This window comes from Antricoccus suffuscus (assembly GCF_003003235.1).
Lineage (GTDB): Bacteria > Actinomycetota > Actinomycetes > Mycobacteriales > Antricoccaceae > Antricoccus > Antricoccus suffuscus.
This window is the reverse complement of record NZ_PVUE01000010.1, coordinates 35,003-55,068: the sequence shown is the minus strand read 5'-3', so window position 1 is coordinate 55,068 and position 20,066 is coordinate 35,003. Positions and strand designations below refer to the sequence as shown.

Genomic DNA, 20,066 nt, shown 5'->3' with positions numbered 1-20,066 from the left:
TTCAGTCGTTGACGACCGTGGTGCCGACCGCCTTGTCGTGCAGCCCTCGCCGGTCGCCATCGCTAATCACGGCCGGCACCACGATCATGGTCAATACGGTGCGCACCGCCGCTCGCCACAGTCCCAGCTGCTTACCTTCGCGGTCGGTGGCCAGCCGGATCCGGGTCGCCATCATCCCCGGCGTACGTCCAAGAAACGCCGACGACAAGGTGTAAATCACGAAGAACGTCAGCAGGCTCCAGTTCTGCGGCAGATCAGGAACCGTGAAGATCCAGGTGATTGCCCCGGCGATCACCGCGTCAATGACAAACGCACCAACCCGCCGGCCATAAGTTGCAACGGACGTCGGTCCCTCTTGGGGAAGGCCAAGGTTCTGGCCGGGGTACGGGGTGGTGGGCATGTGCACTAGCGTATTCGGCACAACGGAGTAACCGGGTTCACACTCGTTTCCGCAGGTCGCGGACGCGCCGTAACGCGACGGAAACAAGCAAGTGACCAAGGAGCAACGACCAACCTCTATTCTCGAACACGACCACCCACCACCGCGGAGGATTGATGTTTAGCTCAAAGGAAGAGTTAGTTAGCTATATCGAGAAGGAGGACGTCAAGTTCGTCGACGTTCGCTTCTGCGACCTACCTGGGGCGATGCAGCACTTCACGGTGCCCGCCGAGGACTTCGGCGCAGACACCTTCGAGGAAGGACTCGGGTTCGACGGCTCTTCGATCCGCGGTTTCCAGGAGATCCACGAGTCGGACATGTTGCTGCTGCCGGACATCGGCTCTGCAACGATCGACCAGTTCCGTGCGGCCAAGACCCTCCTGATCAACTTCTTTGTGCATGATCCGATCACTCGCGAGCCCTACTCCCGCGACCCGCGCAACATCGCTCGCAAGGCCGAGGAATACCTCGCCAGCTCCGGCGTTGCCGATCAGGCCTACTTCGGTGCTGAGGCCGAGTTCTACATCTTCGACTCCATCCGCTACGACACGACAATCAACTCGGCGTACCACCACATCGACTCCGAAGTCGGCTCCTGGAACACCGGTCGTGAGGAAGAGGGTGGCAACAAGGGCTACAAAGTACGCGGCAAGGGTGGCTACTTCCCTGTCGCGCCGTACGACCGCTACGGCGACCTGCGCGACCAGATGATGATCAACCTGCAGGAGGCTGGATTCATCATTGAACGCGGACACCACGAGGTCGGCACCGGCGGGCAGTCCGAGATCAACTACAAGTTCGACACCCTGCAGCGCGCCGGCGACCAGCTGATGCTGTTCAAGTACATCATCAAGAACACCGCGTGGGCGGCCGGCAAGACGGTCACCTTCATGCCGAAGCCACTGTTCGGCGACAACGGTTCGGGCATGCACACCCACCAGAGCCTGTGGCAGAACGGCAAGCCGCTGTTTCACTCCGAGACCGGGTACGCCGGGCTGTCGGACACGGCGCGCTACTACATCGGCGGCCTGCTGCACCACGCACCTAGCCTGCTTGCCTTCACCAACCCGACGGTCAACTCCTACCACCGGCTGGTACCCGGCTACGAGGCTCCGATCAACCTGGTCTACTCGCAGCGCAACCGGTCGGCGTGCATCCGCATCCCGATCACCGGCGCCAACCCGAAGGCGAAGCGCGTCGAGTTTCGCGTGCCGGACCCGTCGGCCAACCCCTACCTCGCGTTCGCCGCGCAGATGATGGCGGGCCTCGACGGCATCCGCAACCGCATCGAACCGGCCGAGCCGATCGACAAGGATCTCTACGAACTGCCGCCGGACGAGGCTGCAGCCGTCGACCAGGTCCCAGCCGACCTGCCCGCCGTACTCGATGCACTCGAGGCCGACCACGACTACCTGCTCGAAGGTGGCGTATTCACCGAAGATCTGATCGAGACGTGGATCCGCTACAAGCGTGAGAACGAGATCGACCCGATCCGACTGCGTCCGCACCCGCACGAGTTCGAGATGTACTACGACATCTAGCCCAACCGTCAATTAGCGGGAAGGTTTGGTGCGCTGAGCGCATCAAACCTTCCCATTAGGGCTGTATCTGCTGGATCGCACTCGCGAGGTGCGCGGCGTCGCGTACGACGAGGTCCGGCTGGTAGTACTCGTTGCCGAAAGGCCGTTCTCGGCGATCGACGAACGCCGTACGCATCCCGGCCGCCTTCGCGCCAATGCAGTCGAATGCATGATTAGCCACGAACAGCACTTCCGCCGGTTCCACGCCGGCCAGCCGCGCGGCCGTGCGGTACGTCGAATAGTGCGGCTTGAACTTTCCGGCCTCGGCCACCGAGACCACGCGGTCCCAGAGGTGCTCGGTGCCGGAGAACGGTACGCCGGCGGCAAGCATGTCGGGATCGCCGTTCGAGAGAATGACCAGGCGAAGCCCGGCATCCTTGACGGTCGTCAATGCCTGTACGACGTCCGGGAACGGATCCAGCCGCTCGATCTGAGCCACCAGTTCGTTGACCTCGTCCATCGTGTGGTCGATCTCCGCGCGGGTCAGCGTGTAGTCGACCGCTTGTCGACCGATCTCGCGGTAGGAAATGTGCGGCTGGTCGAGTAACGCGTCAATCATCGAGTTCTCGAAATGCGTACGCCGCCACCACGTCACTAACCGGTTCGGCGGGTTTTCGGTGTAGCCCTTCGAAGCCAGGTACGGCGTAATCGCCCTCGTCAGCCCGTCCTGCATGTCGACGACCGTGCCGTAGAAGTCGAACATGAGCACCTTTACGCCCGCGAGCGCTTCACTGTTGATTGCCATACGCGCCAGCCTACGACCTACTCAAATTCCCAGAGCGTCAAGTTGCCGCGGATCGCCTGTCGAGTTCTCGCGGATCTCCGTTAGCCGGGCAGCGATAGGTAGCGTGGGTTGTCGACGGTCATACGCGCCTCGACGCCGAAACGCACCGCATCGAGCACCTGTTCATCGGCCGGATCGACTGCTCCGTCGCGGATCGCGTATGCGAACGCGGGCTCGCTGTCATAGCCAAGCGCAGCGAGGCGGGCGGCATACTCGGAGCGCAGCTGGTCCCCGACCAGCACCTCGCGCCTGACCACCGAGACGGCGTTACCCGCGACCCGGTCGAGGTACGCGGGCACGTCGCTGCCAGATCGGCCCTTGAGATAGTCGCCGAGCACCTCGAGCAGCTGGTTGGCCGTAGGGTCGTCGAAGACCGGATCCGGAGTACCTTCGGCCGATTTGATCGGGTCGATGACCTCGTGCGGTTTAGTCAGACCCAGCGCCAGCAGTACGTCATGCTCGTTTTCACTGAACCGGCGGCCGATCATGGCCAGCTCGAGCGACGGCTCGGACCCGGACAGGTGACGGTTGGCTTGCCGACGGCAGATCACGCCCCAGCGGATCGTGCCGTGAACCTCCCACCACTGCAACGTCTCCAGGTCGGGACGGCTGCCGCTGATCTCGGCGTAACCATCTAGGAGCTCCTCGCGGGTGCCGAACCCCCCGACGACCGGCGCCGCGCCAAAGCGCCACGCCTTGACGCACACCCAACCGAGGTCCTCGATGGGATCGCCGATGTGCACGAGCTCCCAGTCCAGTACGCCGGCCACGCCCGCGTGGTCGATCATCAAATTGCCGTGCCGGAAGTCGCCGTGTACGACGGTGCTGGTCCCCTGCTGCGGACGGTGCTCCCGCAGCCAACGCCATGCGAGCTCGAACGCCGGCGACGGCACACCGCTCGCCCGGTACTCCTGCTCGAGCGAGTCAAACGCGTCGACCTCCTGGAGGCCGGGGACTGACTCACGCGGGATCTGATGGATTCGCGCGATGATCTGGCCCAGTGACCTCGCCAGGCCATCACGTGCGCCGGCCCACTCGGGGTCGCGCAAGATCTTGCGTGGGATGGTCTCACCGTCGAGCTTCTCCATCAAGACGTACGGCGAGCCAACGCCATTGCTCGCGTCACCGTGGTCAACGACTTCTGGCACGGGTACGCCGGCGCGTTTCGCGCTGGTGAGCACGGCAGCTTCGCGGGCCATCTGTTCCGGCCGAGGCGCCGCGGGTGGATCACGGCGCAGGATCAGCCCGCGCGTAGTGCCGTCGGCGAACCGGGCCGTCATCGACCAGATATCCCGGCTTGCGCCCATCGTCAATGGCTGCAGATCCTCGACGACAACGCGGCCGTCGAATACCTTTCCAAGCCGGGTCTGCAGTGCGGCGGCCAGCACCTCGGCCTCGTCGCTATTCGCCATCTTCATCCATTCACTTGCCGTAACCTACTGCGTCGAGCGCTACGCGCTGATATCTCTCGATGACCTCATCGACCGAGTCCGGGCCATCTGACCGAAACCACATCGCGACCGCCGTACACGCCGAGGAGATGAATCGCGCCGCCTCGTGCGGGTCCTTGGTGTGGAACACGCCCTTTGCCACGCCGTCCTGCACGACCCGATTGAACATCCGCTGCTGAGTATCGCGTTTGGACACCGTCAGAGCGAGCGCCGCCGGGCTGAGGCTGCGCAGCTCAGAGTTACCGATCTGGCTCTCCCGCGTGCCCATCGCGTGGCTTCCCACGTGCACCCGAATCACGGCCATCAGTCGTGCGACCGGATCGTTGGGGGCCTCGAAAAGGGCCTCTTCGGTCGCGGTGATCAGCCCGTCCATGGCACGGTTCATTATTGTCACGAGCAGGTCTTGTTTGGAGCTGAAGTGGTTGTACAGCGAGCCCGGACTGACCCCTGCGGCTAAGGCGATGTCACGCACCGACGTACCGTGGTAGCCGCGCGTGCCGATGACTTGTACGGCGGCGCTGAGGATTGCGGCCGCGGTCGGCTCGTCGTCCGGCAGAAGGAGCGTCGTCGTACGCAGCTTCGGCGGCACGCTAACGATGCCTTCTTGAGATGAACATACGGTCAGTCTAACCTACGCGTGAACGTTGTTGTACCCAAAAACTTCCTATGCGACACCATTGTCGTAATTCTTCACACAGAGTATGTTCGATGAACAAGTGTTCAAACCTAATCGGCAACATCTTCTGGGAAGGCTATTACCTTGGATTCGCAGATCTCCCCCGACGTCGGCAACTTCCCTTTCGGGTTCACCGGACGGAAGGGCTGATCGTGTCGGTGTCGATCGACGCCGCTCGGCGAATGTCGCTCGGCGAGCAGTTCGCGCGGCGCGCGCGTAAACACCCTGAGCGGCCGGCGTTCAGCTTCGGTGACGTGCACCGCACGTACGGCGAGATGGACAGCCGGATCACCCGTCTCGCGCGCGGACTGCAGTCGTTGGGCGTGGGACGAGGTGACCGGGTCGCGGTGTTCATGCAAAACCGCCTCGAGGTCATCGAGTCGTACTTCGCGATCGTGCGGCTCGGCGCGATCGCGGTCCCGGTCAACTTCCGGCTGACCCCGCACGAGGCGCAGTACGTCGTGGAGAACTCCGGTTCGCGGGTGCTGCTCGCCGACGACGTACTGGCCGCGGACGCCGCGGCGGTCCGCGACGCACTCGATCAGGACGTGCAGTTGGTGGTGTGCGGCGGCGACCACGATCGGGTCGGCGCGCTGGCCTATGAGGCAGTGCTTTGCGGCGACGACAGCGATCTTGGGATCGACGTCGATGAGAACGACCCGGCGTTCATCATGTACACCTCGGGTACGACCGGCCGGCCGAAGGGCGCGGTCATCACGCACATGAACCTGATGATGAACTCGATGACCGCTATGGTCGGGCAGGACATCGCCACCGACGGTGAAGTGTGGCTGTCCGGGTTGCCGTTGTTCCACATCGGCGGCCTCAACGGCATTCTGAACTACGTGATGGCCGGCGGGCACACGATCTTGATGCCGTCGGGCAACTTCGCTGCCGAAGACGTGGTCGCGCATTTCGAGCGCGACAAGGTCACTTCCTGCTACTTCGTGCCCACGCAGTGGAAGGAGATCTGCGCGGTGCCCGGCGTGACCGAGCGCGCGGCGTCATTACGACGGATCTCCTGGGGCGCGTCGATCGCTCCGCCCTCGGTGCTGCAGGCGATGGCGGATGCCTTTCCTGGTACGCCGAACTTCAACATGTTCGGACAGACCGAGATGAGCTCGGTGACGTGTGTGTTGCGCGGCGAGGACGCGATCCGCAAGATGGGCACGGTCGGGACGCCGGTGCCCGACGTGGAGGCGCGGATTGTCGATGAGGACATGAACGATGTGCGGCAGGGCGAGGTCGGTGAGATCGTGTACCGCGGGCCGACGGTGATGAAGGAGTACTGGCAGAACGCCGAGGCCACGGCCGAAGCGTTTCGCGGTGGCTGGTTCCATTCCGGTGACTTGTGCGTGATGGACGAGGAAGGATTCATCACCGTCGTGGACCGGGCGAAGGACATGATCATCTCCGGCGGCGAAAACATCTACTGCGCCGAGGTCGAGGCCGCGATCGACGCGCATCCGAAAGTCGCCGAGGTCGCAGTCGTCGGTACGCCGCACCCGAAGTGGGTGGAGACGCCGGTCGCGTACGTCGTACCGACGAATCCGGCCGACCCGCCGACCGAGGATGAGGTCATCGCGTGGTGCCGGGAACGGCTCGCGTCGTACAAGAAGCCGTCGGCGGTGATCGTCGCCGATGTACTGCCCCGCAATGCCAGCGGCAAGGTCCAGAAGTTCAAGCTGCGTAACAGCGCCGCGGCGCCGCGCCCGTAGGTCAGCGCTCGGTGTTGATCTTCCGCATGATCACCCGCAGCGTGCGGTTGCGGATCTGACCGGGGATCTCGTCGATGTGGTGGCTGCTCAATGCCACAGCGAGCCGGCCGATGTCCCGCGCGCTAATCCCGTCCGCGAGCCACAGCAGCCGGCCCCCAGGAACAAACAGCACCAGCTCCGCACCGGGTCTGCTCAGCGCGCTGTACTTGACGTTAGCCGCGTAGATGCCGCCACTGATGTCGCGCACGGCGTACGACGCGGTGTGCGCCTCCGGTCGCCGTACGACCCGCGAGATGGTCTCATCCCCGAGCGCCACGACGGCACCGGTGCCCAGCCGAAACATGAACCACAACAGCACCACACCAAGTGGTATGCCGATGACGGCGAGCAGCCCGGCCGCGTCGTGAGACGGCTCCCCCGTGACCAGCGACCAGATCAGGTACGCCGACGTACCAAGGATCAATACCAGACCCAACAGTGTGATGGTCAGGTTGTCCCGCCAGGGCCGGTTGCGCACCACCAGCGGCGACTCATCGGTGTAAGGGTTGGGCACTGCCTGCATGGGCACGAGCTTCGGGGTACGTTCGGCGGGTTGCTCCACCCGCCCAACCTATCGCTCACGTAAGAATGAGTTATGCCGACTGCACCATCTGACCTTCGCCACGCGCTAGCCGACCTTGTTGCCACGCGTGGTGTGGTGACCTTGACCGGCGCCGGAATGAGCACCGACTCAGGCATCCCGGACTATCGCGGCCCGGATGCGGTCCCCCGCACTCAGATGACCTTTCAGGAGTTCGCCGCTAGCGAGACGGCCCGCCAGCGCTACTGGGCACGCAGCTATGTCGGTTTCGCAAAGTTCCGCCGCGCCGACCCCAACGCCGGGCATGTCGCGCTGGCTAAATTGCAGACGTTCGGCTTCGTCGACGCCGTCATCACTCAAAACGTCGACGGCCTGCACGAGGACGCCGGCAGTTCGCCCGTGATCGACCTGCACGGGCGGATCAGCGAGGTCATCTGCCTGAACTGCGGGACCGTATCGTCGCGCGAGTTCTTGCAGTCCAGGTTCACCGCAGCCAATCCCGGTTTTCTCGAACAGTACGACGGCGCGGCTGCGCCGGATGCCGACGCCGACATCGAAGACACCGACTCGTTTTACACTCAGCCGTGCCTGATCTGCGGCGGCGTGCTCAAACCCAACGTCGTGTTGTTTGGCGAGAACGTCGCTAAACCGAAGGTCGAGCACTGCCGCGACCTGGTCGAAGCCGCGACCGGACTGCTCGTGCTCGGCTCCAGCCTGCACGTGCAGTCCGGGCTGCGTTTCGTGCGCTGGGCGTCACGCAGCGGCATCCCGGTCGCGATCGTCAATCGGGGCGCGACCCGCGGCGATGAGTTCGCGGATGTCCGAATCGAGTCCGGCTGCAGCGAGACCCTCGCCGTACTCATTACCGACCTACAGATCCCTCAGGTCTCGTAGAACAGCTTTTCGGCAACGGCACGCGCGTGCCGGGTAACCCGGTGATAGTCGTCGAGGAACTGGCCGGCACCGACGTCCGTGGGGTAGCCGAGAATTCGCGCGACGGCGACCAGATCCCTTGCATGATGGGGAAGTTGGTCGGAGGCCTTGCCCTTGATGAGCATGTTGGCATCGCGGCACTGAGAAACCAACCGCCATGACTCTTCCAGGGCATCCGCATCATCCGGGTCGATCAACTCTGCCTGCACCGCGGCATCCAGCGCAGACAGCGTGCCCGTGGTCCACAGGCCGTGATGTACGGCCGCATGCTGCAGTTGCAACAGCTGCACCGTCCACTCGATATCGGCCAACCCGCCGCGCCCCAGTTTCAGATGCGTGGTCGGGTCCGCGCCGCGCGGCAGCCGCTCATTATCCACACGCGCCTTGATCCGCCGTATCTCGCGAAGCTGCGCATCATCGATACCGCCCGTGGGATAGCGGATGGGGTCGATCAGCTGAAGGAAACGCGCCCCGAGTACGTCGTCGCCGGCGACCGGGCGAGCGCGTAGCAGTGCTTGCGCTTCCCAGATCTGCGACCAGCGCGCGTAGTACTCGGCGTACCCGGACAGCGATCGCACCAGCGCGCCTTGCTTGCCCTCGGGCCGCAGATCGGCGTCCAAGCCGAGGGCGGGGTCCGGCCCCGGCTTGCCCAGCATGCGGCCCATCAGCTCAACGGTCCGGTTCGCGATCTTGGCCGCGTGTACCGGATCGGCGCCCTCGACCGTGTCATAGACGTAGATGACATCGGCGTCAGAGCCGTAGGACAGCTCCTGGCCGCCGTACCGACCCATACCGATCACCGAGACCACGCACGGGTACTCGTCGACAGAAATACCGAGGTCTCCGGCGACCTCGCGCATGGCTACGAACAGGCCCGCACGCACGGTCGCGTCGTTGAGCGCGCACAGCGCATTGCCGACTTGGTCGATGTCGGCGTACCCCAAAAGGTCCGCGGCGGCGATCCGCACCAGTTCGCCGCGGCGCAGTGACCGGATCGCCGAGATCGCGTCGTCAGAGGTGGTGGCGCGCTGTGCGGCACCGCGCATCTTGATCTCCAACGCGGCGACCATCCGCGGCTGCAAATGAGACACCTCAGCGAGCATCTGGATTGCCTCGGGCGCGCGGCCAAACAGCGATGCGATGTAGCGGCTAGAGCCGAGCAAGTGCGCGAGCCGTTCCGCAACGGCACCTTCGTCGCGTAGTAACCGCAGGTACCAAGGGGTGTGCCCCAGCTGCTCGGACACCTGGCGGTAGGCCAAAATGCCCGCGTCCGGATCTGCTGAATCGGCAAACATCGCCAGCATCGTCGGCAGCAAAATCCGTTGCATGGCAGCGGTCCTGCTTGTGCCCGCGGTGAGTACCTCGACATGTTTGAGTACGCCGTCTGGCCGCTCGAACCCAAGAGCGCGCAACCGATCGACCGCCGCCTCAGTGGTCAGCCGCATCGCTTCTCCCGGCAACGCGGCGACCGCGGTCAGCAGCGGGCGATAGAAGACTTTTTCGTGGAGGCGGCGTACCTCGCGGGCATGGTTGGCTCGATCCTTCAGAAGCGCCTTGGCTTCGTCCCCCGACCCGCTGACGCCGTAGCCGAGCGTGCGGGCGATAGGCCGTAGATCCTCTGCCGTGTCCGGCAGCAGATGGGTACGTCGCAGCCGCTGCAGCATAAGCCGGTGCTCCAAGATGCGCAGGAATCGATACGAGTCGCTGAGCGAGGAGGCGTCGGTGCGACCGATGTAGCCGCGGTCGGAAAGCGCCTGAATCGCCTCGAGCGTCGCGGCCGGGCGGATCGCGCTATCGGTGCGCCCGTGCACCATCTGCAGCAACTGCACCGAGAACTCGATGTCCCGTAGGCCGCCGGGACCGAGCTTGAGCTCCCGGCTCGCGATGTTGTCGTTGAGGTTTTCCTCGACTCGGCGCCGCATCGCCTGCACGTCCTCGACAAAACCGTCCCGCTCGACAGCCGTCCAGCACTGCGCCGCGATCTCGTCGGTGTACTGCGCACCAAGGGCGGCATCGCCAGCCATCGGACGGGCTTTGAGCAGCGCCTGGAACTCCCAGGTGCGCGCCCAGCGCTGGTAGTAGGACCGATGCCCATCCATGGTGCGCACCAACGCGCCGGACTTGCCTTCCGGGCGTAGTGCTGCGTCAACTTCCCACGCGACATCGCCGCAGATCCGCATCATCTCGCTGGCCCAATGGGCGGCGTTGCGCAACGCGTCGGTCTCCGAGAATGACCCAATCGGCTCCCCGACGAAGATCACGTCGACGTCGGACAGGTAGTTGAGCTCGTGCGCCCCGCATTTGCCCATCGCGATCACACTCAGCCGGACACCCTCGGCACGCTCGGCCAACTCTGCGGCGGCAACGCTGAGAGCGGTCTGCACGAGCGCGTCTGCCATGACCGACAACCGATCGGCGACCTCTTCGACGGACGCCTCCCCAACTAGGTCACGCGCCGCCACCTCCAGCAAACATCTCTTGTACGCCAGACGAAGTAGCGATACTGCCTCGGTACCAGTAGTACTGGCCAGAGTGCCGCCCGAGCCGGTATAGGGATCGGCGAGGTCCGCGCCGACGCAGCGCGCAATGTCCTCAATGAGCCGGTCCTGGTCGGGGATTTCAAGTAACAGTCGCCATTGGTCACCGTTAGCGATCAACCAGTCGCCCAACGCACGCGATGCCCCGAGCACGGCGCCCAGTCGGGCGGTGAATCCGGCGTTGTCGCGCATCGCGGGTATCAGCGCGGCGCCCTCGGCGGTCTCGCTCAGCCGCAACACGCTGAGGACCGCTTCGTCCGGGTCGCCGGTCGCGGCGAGCGCGGTGACGACCTCGCGTGCGGCGTCGTCGACGTACTCCCCGCCGTCCTTGGTCAGCCCCAACTCGTCGAGGAAGCGAATCGTGCGCTCCGCGTCGATGAAGCCGAGTCGGGACGCGTTATTAGGCCGCCTGCGCCGCGTGTCCGGGGCCACTACCGGTCGTCTTCCGCGGCCGCGTGGGAACCGACCTCCCGAGATGCCTTTGCGGCGATGTCGACGAACTTTGCGATGAACGGCGCCCAGACACCGGGCATGTCCTCGTGGTAGCGCACGGCCCGCTCAATCATGCCGTCGACGTCGTAGCCCTTCTGTTCAAGGCGGTCGCGTCCGACCTCGAACCACTCGGCATACGTCTGTGGTTCGGTCTCGATGTGGAACTGCATGCCCCACGCGTTGTCACCGATCCGGAACGCCTGGTTTTGGTACACCGCACCGGTCGCCAGAAGCGTCGCGCCCGGGGGAAGCACGGTTACGACATCACCGTGAAACTGCATCACGTCCGGCGTCATCGGCAGGTCGATAAAGAGCGGGTCCTGGTACGACGCATCGCGCCGCGCGACCAGACCGTGACCTAGCTCCTTGCCCTGGTCACCGCGCTCGACGGTGCCTCCGCCTGCTATCGCGAGCAACTGCGATCCCAGACATACAGCCAACGTGGGCACCTTCTGCGAGATCGCGGTGCGCAGCATGTCGAGACTGGCCTGGCGCCACGGGAAATGCTCGTCGTCCACCCGCTGCGCGACCTGCTGCCCACCGAGCATCAGGATGCCAGCGTACGGCGAGAGGTCGGTCGGCAGTGGTTCGCCCGCGTGCGGTTTGACTACGACGTACGACGCGCCGGCCGCACTGAGCCAGTCAGCGAGCCGCTCCGGCGGGTTGCTCGCATCATGCTCGACGATGATGAATGGCTTGTCGGCATCGGGCGCGGTAGCGGCATCAGAGATAGGCACGTGGTCAGTCTACGGTCTGCGCGAGGCGTCGTTGGGCGGCCACGTGGACGAGGAACGCCCGCGTAAGTCATGACTCGTGACGCGCTTGCTGTGGCTGCTCACTGCGCTAGAGAACCGGCAGGAACTCGTCGAGCTCGAACGGAGTGACCTGCGCACGGTAACGAAGCCATTCAACGTTCTTGTTCGACAGGAAATAGTCGAACACGTGCTCGCCGAGGATCTCTGCGACGAAGTCGGACTCCTCCATCAGTCCCAGCGCCTCCCCCAGATTGTGCGGCAGGTCGCGGAAGCCGAGCGCCTTTCTCTCGGCCGGGGTCAGCAGCGACACGTCCTCATCGGCGCCCGGCGGCAGCTGGTACTCCTCTTCGATGCCCTTGAGCCCGGCGCCGATCAGGACCGCCAAGGCCAGATAGGGATTACAGGCTGGATCGGGTGAACGCACCTCAAGCCGCGTCGAGCTGGCCTTGCCGGGGTTGTAGAGCGGGACCCTGATCAGAGCCGACCGGTTGGCGTGACCCCAGCACACCCAGGCCGGCGCCTCGGACGTCGTTGTGCTCAGCTCGCTAGCGTAGAGCCGCTTATAGGAGTTGACGAACTGGTTGGTCACCGCGGTGATCTCGGTCGCGTGCTTGAGAATCCCGGCAATGAAGTATCGCGCGGTCTTCGACAGTGTCAGTTCGTCCGTCGGGTCGTGAAAGGCGTTGCGGTCGCCCTCGAACAGCGAGATGTGGGTGTGCATCCCGGAGCCCGCGTGGTCGGTAAAGGGCTTCGGCATGAACGAGGCATACACGCCCTCATCGAGCGCGACCTCTTTCATCAGGTGGCGGAAGGTCATGATGTTGTCTGCGGTAGTCAGCGCATCGGCGTACCGCAGGTCGATCTCCTGCTGACCGGGCGCGACCTCGTGATGGCTGAACTCGACCGAGATACCCATCGCCTCCAGCGCCGTGACCGCGCGTCGGCGGAAGTCGTGCGCCGTTTCGTGCGTGGGCAGGTCGAAGTAGCCGCCGCGGTCGACCGGGCGTGGCGGGCGCGCGTCCGGGCCATCCTTGAGCAGGAAGAACTCGATCTCCGGATGCGTGTAGCAACTGAAACCCATGTCCGAGGCCTTGGCCAGCACGCGCCGCAGTACATGGCGTGGATCGGCCCAGGACGGCGAACCGTCCGGCATCTTGATGTCACAGAACATCCGCGCGGTGTCCGACGGCTGCCCGTTCTCCAGTGGGATGACCTGAAACGTGGTCGGGTCCGGGTGCGCGACCATGTCGCTTTCATACGTGCGGGTATAACCCTCGATCGCCGACCCGTCGAAGCCGATGCCCTCGGCGAAGACCCCTTCGAGTTCGGCCGGCGCAATCGCCACCGCCTTGAGATAGCCCAGAACGTCGGTAAACCAAAGCCGAACGAACTTGATGTCACGCTCTTCGAGCGTGCGAAGAACGAACTGTTGCTGACGATCCACTGCGAACTCCCACAGATCACGGTTGGCTCGTACGCGGCAAACGGGGCGTACGACACGAGTGTGCCTGTTGATTGTTTCGGATGGGTTACCGGGTCAGACGACTAGTTTTTGCCACCCTGGACCCACGTTTCCCACGGTATGTTCCAGTCCATGTAGGCGTCGCCGTGCTGGAGCTTGACCGGCGTACCTGTGATGGTGACGATGTCGCCAAAGTTGGAATTGTCATAAAACCACTTGCCATTGGCCATGCTGAGGTTGATGCAGCCGTGGGAGGCGTTGCGCACGCCCTGATCAGAGACCGACCACGGCGCCGAGTGCACAAACTCGCCCGATCCAGAGATCCGGGTCGCCCACGGCACGTCGGTGACATAACCTTCGGGGTCGTCGACCGGCAGGCCCCACGTCGAGGAGTCCATCGTCTTCATCTCGTACTTCTCTTGTACGACGTGAACCCCACTTTGAGTCGGGTACTTCGCCTTGCCCATGGACGCAGGCATTGTCTTGATGAGCTCGCCGTTCTTGTAGACCCTCATCTGCAAGTTGCTGTTATCGATCTCGGAGACCATCGCATCGCCGATGGTGAAGTCGGTATGCGTGTCTTCCTGTCCCCACAACCCTTCGCTGACCTGCACGCCGTACACGTTGATGTCGACCGCGACGCTCGTGCCCGGTGCCCAGAAGTCCTTAGGCCGCCAGTGCGCCTCGTAGTTGCTGAACCAGTACCACGCCCCATCGACGGGTGGATCGGTGGTGACGACCATCTGCTGCATCGCCGTCGCCTTGTCGGCGATCGGCTCGTCGAACCGGGCGATGATCGGCATGCCGACGCCGTACGTGCCACCGGACTTGCTTGGCGTGAGGGACGCCTTCGTCTTGTTGGCCGGCTTGAGCGTGTCAAACGTAGCGTTAAACGGGGTGATCACGCCGTCGAAGCTGGTCGTCGTCGCGGTGGCGGTGTAGGCCTTGGCGTAGCCGAGCGGTTCGGCCGACGTCCACGTCGCCGAGTCCGCGGACATCGCACCTTGCACGGGCGCACCGTCCGGATTGGTGACCGAGACGTCACTGAGGACGCCGTACGACGCCGTCAGCGTGATCGGCGACAGTGGGTTGACCTCGGTTGTTCCGGGCGCCGGACTCATGCTGACGGTCGCGGCTTTGGGCTCGGGTGCCGTAGAGGTGGCGGGCGCGCTCTGGCCAGCGTTTGAGGTCTTCGTGGGTGCCGCCGTGCAGGCTGCCGTAAGAACCAGCGCGATCAGAGCCGCAAATACGCCTATCATTCGGAGTGGAGGCTTTACGCTCATCGAACAGACATTAACATCGCTGACCGCCATTCGGCTCGTTCCTGTGACGAAGGCCTGCGATGCGTGGGACGATCGCGTAGCCTGATGATGCCTGTGCGCTCGCGCCACTGCACTTGGCACGACCGCATATCGCTTTCACGTAAGGACGCACATGTCCAATGTCGCCGACGTACTTCCCGCTTCCTCTCCTGAAGCACCAGCTGTGGATGAACGACCACGCGGTCAGTACGTCAGCACATATACCGAGCTCTCCCGCGAGGTGAAAAAAGCGGGCCTTCTCGGCCGCTGCCACGGCTTCTACTGGAGCCGGATCGGACTGACCATTGCGGCGTTCGCCGCGATCTGGGTCGCGGTGGCGCTGCTCGAAGACTCGTGGTGGCAGCTTGCGCTGGCCGCGGCACTTGCCGTGGTCACCACCCAGTTCGGCTACCTCGGGCATGATGCGGCGCACCAGCAGATGTTCCGCTCGGCGCAGTGGAACAAGCGGATCGCCCAAGTCATCTCCTGTGGGTTCGCCGGGCTGTCCTACAGCTGGTGGATGGGCAAGCACAACAAACACCACAACGCGCCCAACCAGATCGGTAAAGATCCGGACATCAAGTCCAACGCGATTGCGTTCACCCCGGAGGCCGCGGCCGCGCGTACCGGCCTGTACGGCGCCTACACCCGTCGCCAGGGCTGGTTGTTCTTCCCGCTGCTCGCCTTCGAAGGAGCCGCGCTGCACGTCGCGAGCATCCGGATGTTGCTCACCGCACGCGGCCAGAAAGGACGCTGGGTCGAGCTTGGCTGCGTCATACTGCGCGTGACCGTGGGGATCGCGCTCCCGCTGGTGCTCATGCCGGTCGGGCTAGCGATCGCGTTCATCCTTGTCCAGCTGGCGCTGTTCGGGATCCTCCTCGGCGGTACGTTCGCCACAAACCACAAGGGCATGCCCCTCGTCCCCAAGACCGCGCGGGTGGACTTCCTACGCCGGCAGGTGCTCATGTCACGCAACGTCACCGGCGGCGCGTTCATCAGCTGGGCGATGGGCGGCCTGAACTACCAGATCGAGCACCACCTGTTCCCCAGCATGGCGCGGCCTAACCTGCGCAAAGTGGCGCCGCTGGTCAAGGCGCACTGTGCGAAACACAACGTGCACTACACCGAGAAGTCTCTGATCGAGTCGTACGGCATCGTCGTGCGCTATCTCAACCAGGTCGGCATCGGCTCACGCGACCCGTTCCAGTGCCCGCTGGTGCAGGAATACCGCGTCTGAGCCAGCGGTACCCGCGTTAGCCCCAGACCTCCTGCGCCGTCTGCACGATCAGCTCGAGCTTGGCCACCTCTTCGTCGTAGGTCAGCGTGTTGCCCTCGACCGTCGAGGAGAACCCGCACTGCGGTGACAGGCATAGTTGCTCGATCGGGATAACCTTGGCCGCTTCGTCGATGCGCCTCTTGAGCTGGTCTTTGTCTTCGAGTACGCCGCTCTTGGTCGTCACCAGACCCAGCACGACGAATTTGTCGCTCGGCACGAACCGAAGCGGCTCGAATCCGCCGGAACGCTCGTCGTCGTACTCCAGGAAGAATCCGTCGACCGCCAGCTCCGAGAACAGCGCCTCGGCGACGAAGTCGTAGCCGCCCGACGCGGCCCAGGACGAGCGGAAGTTGCCGCGGCACATGTGCGTCGTCACGGTCAGGCCGTCGGGCCGGCCCGCGAGCGCGGCGTTGATATTGCGGATATAAGTCTCGTGCTGGTGCTCGCCGTCGCCACCCTTTTCGGCCATCTCGGCGCGCTGGGCAGGATCGTTGAGATAGGCAAGACTCGTGTCGTCCAGCTGCAGATAGGTGCAGCCGAGGTCTGCGAGCCGGCGTACCTCCTCGGCGTACGCCGCGGACAGGTCCGTATAGAACGCTTCGATGTCGGGGTAGACCGTGGTGTCGATCGATGCCCGCCCGCCGCGATAGTGCACCATGCTCGGCGACGGGATGGTCAGCTTCGGCGTCTGCGCGGATGTCGCGGCGTCTTTGAGGAATGTGAACGCGTCCGCGAAGATCGTGTCCTCGAGTGTGACCCGGTCATGCACGCTCAGCGCCGCGGACGAGAAGTCGAGGTCGCCGTCCGCGTTGTGGAAATGCACGTTGATCTTGTCGTCGGTGGAGCCGATCCCGCCAAGCTGGTAGATGAAGTCCATGTGCCACGCCGTCCGCCGGAACTCGCCGTCCGTCGCGGTCTGCAGGCCGACACTTTCCTGCATCTTGACCACGTCGCGGATGGCCGCGTCTTCGACGGCTTTCAGCTCGTCGGCGCCGATCTCACCGGCCTGCCTCTTCGCGCGCGCATCGTGCAGCGACTGCGGACGCAGCAGGCTGCCGACGTGGTCGGCGCGGAACGGTGGGTGGGTACGACGCGACATCGGATCTCCTCAGCTACGGGACTCTTGCGGTGTCCCTTGTCGACCGAAACTTCACCTTGTCACGCCTCTTGTGGCGTGACAAGCAGGAGGTGGGCATGACAAGGACACCGCTCACCCGCTCCGGCGGCGCGATCCGCGCTAGATGCTCATAATCGGTGAGCGCAATGCCGCAGACAGCACCGCCTTGGCCTCGACCAGGGACGGTCCGTACCAGGTCAGATGTCGCCCGGACACCAGCGCACAGGGTGTTGCACCGAACATCTCCGGGCCGTCGGTCGCGTTGAACTCGTACGGCTCATCGGGCAGTACGACGAGGTCGACGTCCAGCGAACCGGCCTCCTCGGGTGTCAGCTTCGGGTAGCGGTCGGTGTTGTCGGCGTACACGTTGACCAGGCCCAGCCTGCGTAGAATGTCGCCGCTGAAGGTGTCCCGTCCGACGACCATCCACGGTCGTCGCCAGATGAACACCGCGACTCGCTGCCCGGCCAGCTGTGGGTCCGGCGTACTCCACTCCTCGCGGGCGGCGCCGATCCACGGCGCCGCCGGTAGCTGCAGCGCGGCGAGCATCCGCTCCAACGACGTGAACGCCTCGTCGAGCGTTGCCGGTGCCGTGACGTAGACCGCCAGCCCGGCAGCCCGCAGCGCGGCGATATCCTCGGCCCGGTTCTCCTCGGCGTTGGCCACGACGACGTCGGGCCGCAGCCCGACCACCGCATCGAGATCGGGCCACTTCGTGCCACCCACCCGCGTCACGTCGAGGCTGGCCGGGTGGGTGCAGTACGCCGTACCTCCGACCAGCACCTCTGGCGCCGCGTACGCGATCGTCTCGGTCAGCGACGGCACGAGACTGACGACGCGCCGAACCGGACCGCGCTGGACGAACGGCGTGCGGAGGTCGTCGTTCACCGCAGCTCGAACTCGACGAGATGTTCGTCCGGGTCGGCCTTGGTGAGCACGGCCTTGACCCGGTCGCCGATCTTGGGCTGGCCGCCTGATGCCTTGGCACGCACCGCCGGATCGTCGAGCACAATCGTGACGGTGTCCTTGCCCGGCCCGACGACGACGGCCTCGAACGACTCCCCGACTCGATCCTTGAGCAACATCGCCTCGACGGTGTCGATGACCGCCCGCTCCAGCCGCGACTCGCGCCCTGCGGCCGATGCCATCGCCTCGGGTAGCTTAGGCAGCGCCTCACGCACCCACTGCGGTACGTCGACGCCTGCGGCGAGGCTCAAGCACACCTCGTTGCCGTAACGGTCGACCAGCCGCCTCAACGGCGCCGTGACATGCGCGTAGATCGACGCGATGCCGGCGTGTTCGGGCACGGTGCCGACGAAGTCGGTGTAGCCGGCGCCGCGCAACAGATGTGCGGCCTGTTCGAGGAACGCGACATTGACGTCGGAGGTACGGTCCAGGGCGGCCATCACCGTGGACGGCGACGCGCCCTTCGGCCACTCGACGCCCAGCGAGGCCGCCGTCTTCTTCAGGTCCTCTACCGCTTCGGGCGGCGCCGCAGGCAGCGTGCGCAAGATCCCAATCGCGCCATCGACCATCATCTTCGCCGCAACCATGCCGGTGAGCAGCGAGATCTCGGCATTCCACTTCTCGCACGGTGTCTGGTCGCGGTAGGCCAGAGTCCAGGCGCCGTCCGGTCCGGGTTCGACCTCCTGCTCGGGCAGGTCGAGGTTGATCGAGTTGCGCCGAATAGCGAGGGCCAACCGCAGTTCGCCGACGTCTTTGAGCAACGCAAGCGACTCGTGCGCCTTGCCATCGTCGAAATCGGCCTGTACGTCGACGTAGTTGAGCTTCGCAACGCTCTTGACCCTGGTCCGGCGCAGCGTGTGTTCGAGGACCTCACCGCCCGCGTCAAGCGTGATCTGCCACAGAAGGGCCGGGCGGACCTGATCCGGTAAGAGGCTCGCCGCGCCCTCCGAGAGCACCTGCGGATGCAGAGGTGTGCGCAGGTCCGGTGAGTAGAGCGTCGTACCGCGCTTCCAACACTCGGCATCCAGCGCGCCACCGGGCTTCACGAACGCACCGACGTCCGCTATCGCGTAGTTGACGAGGTAACCGGCACCGGCGCGAGCGATGTGCAGCGCTTGGTCGAGGTCGGTACTACCGGCCGGATCGAGCGTCACAAACGGAATGTCGGTGTCGTCGGCGTCGGGCAGCCGTGGCGACCGCGCCGCCTTCTCAGCCTCGGCGAGCACCTCGGCACTGAACTCGGCCGGTACGTCGAGCTCCGCCCGGATCTTCTCGAACGCGACGCCGGGAACCCGTCGGCGTACGGGAGTCACCTAGCCGTTCCAACTGTCGTCTTCGGCCTGCTTACGACGTTCACGCTCATGCAGAGCTTCTAGGCCATGTTTGGCCTCTTCTTCGGTGGCGTACGGACCGATACGTTCGTCGGCGCGAGCCTCGCTGGCGCGCACGACCTTGTTGTCACTGACCCTTAACCAAAACTGACCATCGTCTTGCGCGTCGGACATGAGTGCCTCCTTGGGTTAGTGACTACCGGAATAATCACCCTAATCCAGAAGGGCGACGGACGAGTCGAGCTTTACGCCGGATTCTGTCCCCGGGTGCCTTGCGGCGGTCCCGATGGGCGGCCATCCATCTACGCCTGCCGTTGCCGACAGCCTCTAGCGATCTACCCGCAGACTCGGGCGAGCAGCCCTCAATCGCCTGCACAGCAGCATATCCGAAGACACGCCGCCTTTCGATCTTGCTCCGGGTGGGGTTTACCAAGCCGATGAAGTCACCCTCGCCGCTGGTGGTCTCTTACACCACCGTTTCACCCTTACCACCGGCCGAAGCCGGGGGCGGTCTGTTTTCTGTGGCACTTTCCCGCAGGTCACCCTGGGTTGCCGTTAACAACCACCCTGCTCTGTGGAGTCCGGACGTTCCTCGCGTCGTGTATGTACACAACCCGCGACCGCCCGCTCGGCTCGTCCGCCGCATCGACATCCTATGGCATGGGCAA

The 20,066-nt window shown here is 64.5% G+C and carries 17 protein-coding genes and 1 other RNA gene; 4 read left to right on the top strand and 14 right to left on the bottom strand.

Features of this window, described 5'->3' with window-relative positions:
• Position 1 precedes the first annotated feature (1 nt).
• The gene (locus CLV47_RS12660; RefSeq protein WP_106349410.1) at positions 2–400 is read right to left on the bottom strand and encodes an RDD family protein; all 399 of its coding nucleotides are present in this window, start codon (positions 398–400) and stop codon (positions 2–4) included.
• A gap of 155 nt (positions 401–555) precedes the next feature.
• Here CLV47_RS12660 and glnA (CLV47_RS12655) point away from each other — a divergent pair, with 155 nt between their 5' ends.
• Entirely contained in the window at positions 556–1,980 is a 1,425-nt protein-coding gene (gene glnA / locus CLV47_RS12655) for a type I glutamate--ammonia ligase (RefSeq protein ID WP_106349409.1), read from the top strand.
• 55 nt (positions 1,981–2,035) lie between these two features.
• Here glnA (CLV47_RS12655) and CLV47_RS12650 read toward each other — a convergent pair whose 3' ends face one another.
• From CLV47_RS12650 to CLV47_RS12640, 3 genes are all read right to left on the bottom strand, one after another.
• The gene (locus tag CLV47_RS12650) at positions 2,036–2,764 is read right to left on the bottom strand and encodes a haloacid dehalogenase type II (RefSeq protein WP_106349408.1); all 729 of its coding nucleotides are present in this window, start codon (positions 2,762–2,764) and stop codon (positions 2,036–2,038) included.
• Between the two features lie 80 nt (positions 2,765–2,844).
• Positions 2,845–4,215 (bottom strand): phosphotransferase family protein, encoded by a 1,371-nt coding sequence (locus CLV47_RS12645; protein WP_106349504.1) that lies wholly within the window; start codon positions 4,213–4,215, stop codon positions 2,845–2,847.
• Positions 4,216–4,225: 10 nt separating this feature from the next.
• Positions 4,226–4,843 (bottom strand): TetR/AcrR family transcriptional regulator, encoded by a 618-nt coding sequence (locus CLV47_RS12640; RefSeq protein ID WP_202862556.1) that lies wholly within the window; start codon positions 4,841–4,843, stop codon positions 4,226–4,228.
• Positions 4,844–4,962: 119 nt separating this feature from the next.
• Between CLV47_RS12640 and CLV47_RS12635 the strand changes: the two genes are divergently transcribed.
• Positions 4,963–6,648 carry a long-chain-fatty-acid--CoA ligase gene (locus CLV47_RS12635; protein ID WP_238145429.1) on the top strand — a complete coding sequence of 562 codons (1,686 nt, stop codon included), beginning with the start codon at positions 4,963–4,965 and terminating at the stop codon, positions 6,646–6,648.
• A gap of 1 nt (position 6,649) precedes the next feature.
• Here the strand turns inward: CLV47_RS12635 and CLV47_RS12630 are convergent, their stop codons facing one another.
• Positions 6,650–7,249, bottom strand: coding sequence for a hypothetical protein (locus CLV47_RS12630; RefSeq protein WP_106349406.1), 600 nt, complete (start codon positions 7,247–7,249; stop codon positions 6,650–6,652).
• 33 nt (positions 7,250–7,282) lie between these two features.
• Here CLV47_RS12630 and CLV47_RS12625 point away from each other — a divergent pair, with 33 nt between their 5' ends.
• Complete coding sequence (locus tag CLV47_RS12625) at positions 7,283–8,122, top strand: Sir2 family NAD-dependent protein deacetylase (RefSeq protein WP_106349405.1); 840 nt, start codon at positions 7,283–7,285, stop codon at positions 8,120–8,122.
• Here CLV47_RS12625 and CLV47_RS12620 read toward each other — a convergent pair.
• From CLV47_RS12620 to CLV47_RS12605, 4 genes are all read right to left on the bottom strand, one after another.
• Positions 8,110–11,130, bottom strand: a complete 3,021-nt coding sequence (locus tag CLV47_RS12620; protein ID WP_106349404.1) for a bifunctional [glutamine synthetase] adenylyltransferase/[glutamine synthetase]-adenylyl-L-tyrosine phosphorylase — start codon at positions 11,128–11,130, stop codon at positions 8,110–8,112. The genes CLV47_RS12625 and CLV47_RS12620 overlap by 13 nt on opposite strands.
• Positions 11,130–11,927, bottom strand: coding sequence for a type 1 glutamine amidotransferase (locus CLV47_RS12615; RefSeq protein WP_106349403.1), 798 nt, complete (start codon positions 11,925–11,927; stop codon positions 11,130–11,132). The genes CLV47_RS12620 and CLV47_RS12615 overlap by 1 nt, the downstream gene beginning before the upstream one ends.
• Positions 11,928–12,033: 106 nt before the next feature.
• Positions 12,034–13,389, bottom strand: a complete 1,356-nt coding sequence (gene glnA, locus CLV47_RS12610) for a type I glutamate--ammonia ligase (protein ID WP_106349402.1) — start codon at positions 13,387–13,389, stop codon at positions 12,034–12,036.
• Positions 13,390–13,490: 101 nt separating this feature from the next.
• On the bottom strand, positions 13,491–14,666 hold the full coding sequence (locus CLV47_RS12605; RefSeq protein WP_238145428.1) for a L,D-transpeptidase: 1,176 nt from the start codon (positions 14,664–14,666) through the stop codon (positions 13,491–13,493).
• A gap of 175 nt (positions 14,667–14,841) precedes the next feature.
• Between CLV47_RS12605 and CLV47_RS12600 the strand changes: the two genes are divergently transcribed.
• Entirely contained in the window at positions 14,842–15,945 is a 1,104-nt protein-coding gene (locus tag CLV47_RS12600) for a fatty acid desaturase family protein (RefSeq protein WP_106349400.1), read from the top strand.
• 16 nt (positions 15,946–15,961) lie between these two features.
• On the opposite strand, the gene CLV47_RS12595 is transcribed toward CLV47_RS12600, so the two are convergent.
• From CLV47_RS12595 to rnpB, 5 genes are all read right to left on the bottom strand, one after another.
• Complete coding sequence (locus tag CLV47_RS12595) at positions 15,962–17,083, bottom strand: 5-methyltetrahydropteroyltriglutamate--homocysteine S-methyltransferase (protein ID WP_106349399.1); 1,122 nt, start codon at positions 17,081–17,083, stop codon at positions 15,962–15,964.
• A 138-nt stretch (positions 17,084–17,221) separates the two neighbouring features.
• Positions 17,222–17,989: a helical backbone metal receptor gene (locus CLV47_RS12590; protein ID WP_106349398.1), complete on the bottom strand. Its 768-nt coding sequence runs from the start codon at positions 17,987–17,989 to the stop codon at positions 17,222–17,224.
• The gene (locus tag CLV47_RS12585) at positions 17,986–19,380 is read right to left on the bottom strand and encodes an RNB domain-containing ribonuclease (RefSeq protein ID WP_106349397.1); all 1,395 of its coding nucleotides are present in this window, start codon (positions 19,378–19,380) and stop codon (positions 17,986–17,988) included. The genes CLV47_RS12590 and CLV47_RS12585 overlap by 4 nt, the downstream gene beginning before the upstream one ends.
• Positions 19,381–19,572: a hypothetical protein gene (locus CLV47_RS12580; protein WP_106349396.1), complete on the bottom strand. Its 192-nt coding sequence runs from the start codon at positions 19,570–19,572 to the stop codon at positions 19,381–19,383. It lies immediately after the preceding gene.
• Positions 19,573–19,628: 56 nt separating this feature from the next.
• Positions 19,629–20,034: RNase P RNA component class A (rnpB, locus tag CLV47_RS12575), an RNA gene on the bottom strand.
• Between the last annotated feature and the right edge of the window lie 32 nt (positions 20,035–20,066).